The sequence below is a fragment of the Novipirellula sp. genome, from assembly GCF_041583735.1.
Taxonomy (GTDB): domain Bacteria; phylum Planctomycetota; class Planctomycetia; order Pirellulales; family Pirellulaceae; genus Novipirellula.
Map to the genome: position 1 here is coordinate 1 of NZ_JBFHFD010000497.1, position 6,391 is coordinate 6,391.

The 6,391-nt window shown below is 55.4% G+C and carries 4 protein-coding genes and 2 pseudogenes; 4 read left to right on the top strand and 2 right to left on the bottom strand.

Annotated elements, in window-relative coordinates; all coding sequences use genetic code 11:
* Positions 1 to 309: pseudogene (locus ABX962_RS26695) on the top strand (NDP-hexose 4-ketoreductase); the annotation flags it as partial.
* A 200-nt stretch (positions 310 to 509) separates the two neighbouring features.
* Here the strand turns inward: ABX962_RS26695 and ABX962_RS26700 are convergent.
* Entirely contained in the window at positions 510 to 1,568 is a 1,059-nt protein-coding gene (locus tag ABX962_RS26700) for a ThiF family adenylyltransferase (RefSeq protein WP_372723951.1), read from the bottom strand.
* 194 nt (positions 1,569 to 1,762) lie between these two features.
* Between ABX962_RS26700 and ccsA the strand changes: the two genes are divergently transcribed.
* Together ccsA and hemA are read left to right on the top strand one after the other, a co-directional pair.
* Positions 1,763 to 2,671, top strand: coding sequence for a cytochrome c biogenesis protein CcsA (gene ccsA / locus ABX962_RS26705; protein WP_372723953.1), 909 nt, complete (start codon positions 1,763 to 1,765; stop codon positions 2,669 to 2,671).
* The gene (gene hemA / locus ABX962_RS26710; protein ID WP_372723955.1) at positions 2,668 to 3,951 is read left to right on the top strand and encodes a glutamyl-tRNA reductase; all 1,284 of its coding nucleotides are present in this window, start codon (positions 2,668 to 2,670) and stop codon (positions 3,949 to 3,951) included. The genes ccsA and hemA overlap by 4 nt, the downstream gene beginning before the upstream one ends.
* Before the next feature lie 474 nt (positions 3,952 to 4,425).
* On the opposite strand, the gene scpB is transcribed toward hemA, so the two are convergent.
* On the bottom strand, positions 4,426 to 5,658 hold the full coding sequence (scpB, locus tag ABX962_RS26715; RefSeq protein WP_372723957.1) for an SMC-Scp complex subunit ScpB: 1,233 nt from the start codon (positions 5,656 to 5,658) through the stop codon (positions 4,426 to 4,428).
* Between the two features lie 348 nt (positions 5,659 to 6,006).
* Here scpB and ABX962_RS26720 point away from each other — a divergent pair.
* Positions 6,007 to 6,391: pseudogene (locus tag ABX962_RS26720) on the top strand (hypothetical protein); the annotation flags it as partial.

Sequence of the window (6,391 nt, forward strand, 5' to 3'; positions counted from 1 at the left end):
ATCGAATTGACCGACGAAGCGAAAGAGTTCTTGGTCAAGAAGGGCAGCAACCTCGATTACGGTGCACGTCCGCTTCGCCGAGCGATCGAGCAACGTATCGAAGATCCGCTCAGCGAAGAGTTGCTGCAAGGCACCTTCGAAGGCAAGGACACGATCGTGATCGATGCCTTTAAGGACAGTGATGGCAAAATCACTCGTCTTGATTTCAAAGGCGAGAAACGAGGATTGGCCGAACCGAGTGAAACCGTCAGTGCCGGCGTCGGCGAAGACAAAGGCAACTCGGACAAATCCGAAGGCAACGATTCCTAGTCATCACTAAGAATTCGTGACAATCAAAATCAAAGGGCAGACGTGAAAGCGTCTGCCCTTTTTTTGTTGCGTCATCGTCGTAGCGAAACTCGCGAAGAGTTTCGGGTCGGTTTTAACGTAGCGAAACTCGTCAAGAGTTTCGACTTGTCCGGCGATTCACGAAAGTCTTGACGACTTCCGCTACGGGTGTCCGCTGCAAACTAACCGCCGACGAAGCGATCGTACAGCGTTCGTGCTCGGCTGGGGTCTTCGGTACCATCGACCACGGCACGACCATCGGCAAACAGCGTCAGCCTGAGTTCGGCTTGATTCGTTTGGGCTGGAATGGTCAAGCGAACAAAAAATGGATTGGCCTGCACCTCGCCTTGTCCTTGCCATCGCTGGGCGATTTGTTTCAGTGCGATCTTAGCGGTCGCTGCAGGGGTGATCTGCACCGCGTCGCGGCCGCAGATTTCCATGGCCGCACCCGATCGATCGTGATCGGCGTCTAGAAAATCGTACTTCTGCCGGGCACAGGCGCGGCACGATTGACACAAACTCGAATCGAGTTGCAGCGCTCGGAACCGGTTTCGCCAAAGATCAAACGACCAGACTTCATCGTGAACCGCATCATGGTTACCGGACAGCCATTTGAGTGCCTCGAGACACTGCAAGCTGGCGATCATGTGCGTGGCCGCGCCGAGCACTCCAGCGGTGTCACAGGTGGGGACCGATGCGGCCGGCGGTGGCTCGGGGATCAGACAGCGGAAACAGGGGGATCCCAACCCGTCAAACAAACGCACCTGCCCACTCGCCCCAATGCACCCGCCATGCACCCAAGCGGTTTTGTGTTTCAGTGACCAATCGTTCAGCAGGAAACGGATCGCAAAGTTGTCGGCAGCGTCGATCACCAAATCGGATCCTTTGAGCACGTCGATGATGTTGGCGGCGGTGACATCAATCACGAGCGGTTCGATTTGGATCAAGCGGTTGATTTGGGCGATCCGCTCGCTTGCCGCTTGCACTTTGGCACGGCCATTTGCCGCATCGTTCTCGTCAAACAGCGATTGTCGCTGCAGGTTGGTCCATTCCACCAAATCGCGATCGACCAACCGCAACCGTCCCACTCCGGCTCGGGCCAAAATCTCGGCGGCCACACTGCCGAGCGCCCCACAGCCCAAAATCGTCACAGCCGATTGCTCGATCCGCGATTGCCCCTCGGTGCCGATCGGAGCGTATTGGATTTGGCGAGCGTAGCGATTGTGATGGGAATCTTGCATCGTGGTTTCGTGGCTTCGAGAACATGCCAAGCTGACAAATTTTGGTGAGAGTGTAGGATGGTTGCTGGAAAAGCGTTGTAAATTCCGCTGTGCCGCGTTTGAGCCCGCTGTCGTGGGTCCCCCGTTCGCTGTGGTTTGCCCCACGGCACCCCCCCATCAAGCGTCGCAGTCCCCCAAGCCCCAAAACCTCCACGATGCTCGCTATTCTTAGCAAGATTACCGTGACTTGTTTCTTCGCGAGCTACATCGTCGTGCTCGTCTTAGAACTACTCCGCCTGCTAGGCAAGATACCTGGCCGCGGCCTGCTCGTCATCGTGATGATGTCGCTGGGGCTGTTCGCGCACACCAGCTACTTGGTGCTGCGAACGATGGATGTCAGTGGCGCGGGGGACCGCGGACTGCTGGCAAGTTGGTCAGAATGGTCGTTGCTGTTGGCTCTTGGGATGGCGATTTGCTTTCTCGTATTCTATCTGCGGCGCCCCGATACGATCATCAGCTTCTTCTTTTTGCCGGTCATCCTCGGTCTGATCGGATTGTCGATTGCCGTACGACCGATGGCTCCGTTTTCACGCAGCGAGGCGGCGGAGGTTTGGTTGAGTATCCATGCATTTGGCATGGCCACCGGTGCCGGTGCCGTGTTGATCGGGTTTTTGGCCGGCGTGATGTACTTGGCTCAATCGTCGCGACTGAAACGAAAACGAGCCGGGTCGGCATTGCGATTGCCAACGCTCGAAACACTCGCCCGGCTGAACCGCCGCTGTTTGATTGTCAGCACGACGGCGGTTGCGATTGGTGTCATCGCCGGGGTGGTGATGAATTTGAATCGTTGGGGCCATGTCGGATGGACCGAGGGAGGGACCCTGCTCAGTTTTCTACTTTTGGTGTGGTTGATCGTGGCAACGTGTGTTGAATTTTTCTATGCTCCGGCGAGCCACGGTCGCAAGGCGATCTATTTGACGTTGGCGAGTCTGGGTTTTTTGCTGCTTGCCTTTTTGGGCGTGCTGACATCATCCCACGGTAGCGGCGAAACCCCCGATGTAAAAGCAACCGATGCGATGGTGATGACCGCACCAGACAAGTGTTCGGAGGTGCAACGATCATGAAATTGCAAATGATTGGTTGCAGCCATCATGATGCCGCGGTCGAATTCCGCGAACGCATTTCGTTTACCGCCGACCAAGTAGGAACAGCACTGAACGATTTTCGTAAGCGTTTTCCCGCTGCCGAAGTCGTGCTGCTGAGCACTTGTAACCGCGTCGAGTTGTACGCATCGACCAACGACGATTCGCTCGGTTTGGATCGGGATGCCGTTGCCGATTTTCTGGCGGGCCAACATCACATGTCGGCCGACGAAGTCATCCATCATATGATCTATCGAACGGGCCCCGAAGCGGTTGAGCATCTGTTTACGGTAGCCGCGAGTCTGGACAGCATGGTTTTAGGTGAAGCTCAGATTTTGTCGCAAGTCAAACAGGCCTACGATTTGGCGTGCAATAGCGGTTCGGCGGGCCCGCTGACGCATGCGGTCTTTCAAGCGGCCAACCGTACCGCCAAACGGGTTCAACAAGAGACGTCAATCCATCGTCGCCGCGTCAGCGTGCCAAGCGTGGCGGTCGGCGAAGTGGTCCCGGAGGTCTTTGATTCGCTGCACGACAAACAGATTGTGGTTTGCGGAGCGGGCGAAATGGGCGAAGAAACACTGCCTTATCTCGTCCAAGCCGGTGCGACGAAGATCACGATTATCAATCGTAGCTCGCAGCGAGCGGAGGAATTAGCCAAACGCTTCGACGCGAAAACGGCACCCTGGGGATCATTGACCGAGAAATTGATCGAAGCCGACTTGTTGATTGGGACCACCAGTGCGCCCGATCCGATCGTCGACCGAGCGATGTTCGAATCGATCCGCAGCAAGCGACAAGGCCGCGTGTTGTTGATCCTGGATCTCGCAGTACCTCGCGATTTTGATCCCGCGTTGGGGGATTTTCCCAACGTTTATCTGTACCAGATCGATGATCTGAAAGCGGCCTGCGAACGTAATCGGCGTGAGCGTGAGAAAGAATATCCCAAGGCTCAGCAAATCATTGCGGATGAAACCGAACGTTTGATCCTGGCCGTCAATCACCGGTCGACCGGTCCGGTGATTCGCCGCCTACGCGAAAATGCGGCGGGGATCAAAGAGGAAGAGCTGAAGCGACTGAAGAACAAGCTCGAGCAATTAGACGTGGACGCCTCGGTGATTCAGGAGATCGACAAATCGTTTGATCGTTTGACCAACAAATTGCTCCATCCGCCGCTGTCGTCAGTCCGCGATGATGCCGCCGAAGGGCACCAACGTGGATTGCTCGAAGCGCTGCGGCACCTGTTCAATTTAGGTGACGAGTAAACGCGAGCAATCATCATCATTATTCAGCGAATGAGTTTTGACGTTGCGCGTTTGTGTTTAGGGGCAAAGCCCCGGACGTTTTCCTAGCCCAGCCCAACGGGCTGGGTCCAAGAAAACCAGCGAATTGTAGGGCCAACGGTCCGGCCGTTTGCTGGGACTTAATGAGGGCGGCTAGGCAAATTGCTGGGCCCTTGGCCCGAAGAACGTCTAAACGCGCAACTTCAGAAAGCGTGAGCGAGGGACCTCCGTTAATTTGCAGCGAACTTCTTGAAGTCCCTCGCTAACGCGTCGGGTTAGGATTTTTCTAAGCCGGACGCTCGCTTGAGAAATTCCTCGGACTCGAGGCCGAGGTGAGCGAAAATTGTCGCTGCGTGACAGCAAATCTCGTAACGGGAACACGCTGCGAGCGATCAGGCGCCTAGAGCTGCAAGCGGGCAGGAACCTAACGCTGCGAGCGATCCGGAACAACGACGACTAAGTCCAATCTTCGTCGTCGTCCTCATCCTCGTCTTCCCAGTCGTCGTCGTCGTCGTCGTCTTCCCACTCGTCGTCTTCATCGTCGTCGTCGACTTCTTCCCAGTCGGCGTTTTCTTCTTCGACTTCGTCGTCATCTTCGTCTTCATCGAGGTCGTCCTCGTCAAGATCGTCGTCGTCGTCGTCATCCTCGTCGTCGAGATCATCCTCGTCGTCGTCGTCCCAATCATCGTCGACGTCGACGTCGTCATCCTCATCATCGTCGTCGCCATACAGCTCGTCTTCTTCATCCTCGATGATGGACTGCGCGTCGTCGACGATACCCGTGTTGGGGTCAAACGAATTTTCAGCGGTACCTAGGGCGACCAGAACTTCTGAATCGGCTTCGGAGAGAACCGATGCTACGGCGGTGCTCACGACAGACTCCTTCGTGGATGAAAAATTATCGTTAGGGGACGGATCTAGAGATGTTGAATCTGGGGTTTCTTCAGCTTCGTTTTCAGCAGTGGGATCGGGCTGGGCTTCTTGTAGAATTTGCCACTGGATCGGAGGCAGACTGTCGGTGTTTGCTAATCCGAAAAGTTGTAAGAAACGTTTGGTGGTTCCGTAAAGATACGGTCGGCCTAATTCTTCGCTACGGCCTGCAATGCGGACTAAGTCCTTTTCCATCAACTGTCGCAACAAATCACCGCAAGCCACACCGCGAATCGATTCGATGTCCGCTCGGGAAACCGGTTGACGGTAGGCGACTACCGCAAGCGTTTCCATCATCGGCGTCGACAACCGCGTGGCTAAAGGCAAATGTCCAAGTCGAGCCAACCAAGGGGAAAGTGCCGCTCGGGTCATCAGACGATAACCACCCGCGATCAGTTCCACTCGAAACGCTCGACCATAGGTTTCGTACGTACTATTGAGGTCGCGGACAAGTGTACGGGCCTCGGTTGCATCCGCCAAGTGAGCCAATTGGGCAAGTTTTCGAAGCGATACAGGGGATTTTGAGAGAAACAGAACCGCTTCGGCACGTTTTCGTTTCTTCTCGACACTATCATCCAACGGGCTGGGACTCAGCGGCACGTCGTCGACGACCGATTCGTCCTGAAGAGCCGGATCGGAATCCCGCCCCCCAAACACGCTGTAAGGTCGCGATAACCGAGTAGGGGTCACTGGCATCAGTGCCAAGTGACCTCGATCACGCGAACTTCGCAGGGTTAAGATGGATGGGTTACGTTTCATCGCTCTACGCGTCAGGATGGCTTAAGATATCAATCACGATTTGCGAAGAATTGCGACGAAATCCGCTCGCTACGAAACGCATATACTGTTTGACAATCGTTCGTATCCCTTCGATTCTTCACTTTTTCCGCAACATCTTTCATCCAGGCTCCCTTGTCTACCACGGTATCAACATCATCGTCCGGTTCCGCTCGCGGCTCCAAACCGCGAACGCTCCGAAAACAGCGGGGTTCATTGAAGCGCTGGGTCATCGTGATCGGGACGATTTTAGTATCCTTGTTCGTCTTGCTATTCGTTCGGACCCAGGGATTTGTCAGCGGCCGGGAAATTTCGCCAGACACCTTTGTCATGCGAGACTTTCAGTTTTATGAAATCCCGCTCGTTCATTTGCAGATCACGCCGATCCGCCGCACTGCCTCGACACCCAAAACCGCAATCTACCTGCGTCAGAAAAAACTGGTGGTCGATCCTACTACCCCTACCGGCCGCTGGGACCTCGTCCGCATCGCACGTGGCTTTACCGGGGCCATCCCCATGGATGGTCAACTTTTGGTCGATCAGCTGTCGCTTTCGCACCAAGGTAACGAATATTGGCGGCAATGGAGCATCGATCACCCCGGCCACGCCAAAGTATTTTGGCCAGTGATCCAGCGGCTCGCCAATCGTGAACTCTATTTACTGATGCCCCCCTTGTTTGAATTGGCCCAGCGAAAGCAAACCGCGGCCGAGTTGG

Excerpts from the sequence above, each read along its gene's own strand:
- ABX962_RS26700 (WP_372723951.1), bottom strand. The coding sequence starts at position 1,568 with ATGCAAGATTCCCATCACAATCGCTACGCTCGCCAAATCCAATACGCT.
- ccsA (WP_372723953.1), top strand. The coding sequence starts at position 1,763 with ATGCTCGCTATTCTTAGCAAGATTACCGTGACTTGTTTCTTCGCGAGC.
- hemA (WP_372723955.1), top strand. The coding sequence starts at position 2,668 with ATGAAATTGCAAATGATTGGTTGCAGCCATCATGATGCCGCGGTCGAA.
- scpB (WP_372723957.1), bottom strand. The coding sequence starts at position 5,658 with ATGAAACGTAACCCATCCATCTTAACCCTGCGAAGTTCGCGTGATCGA.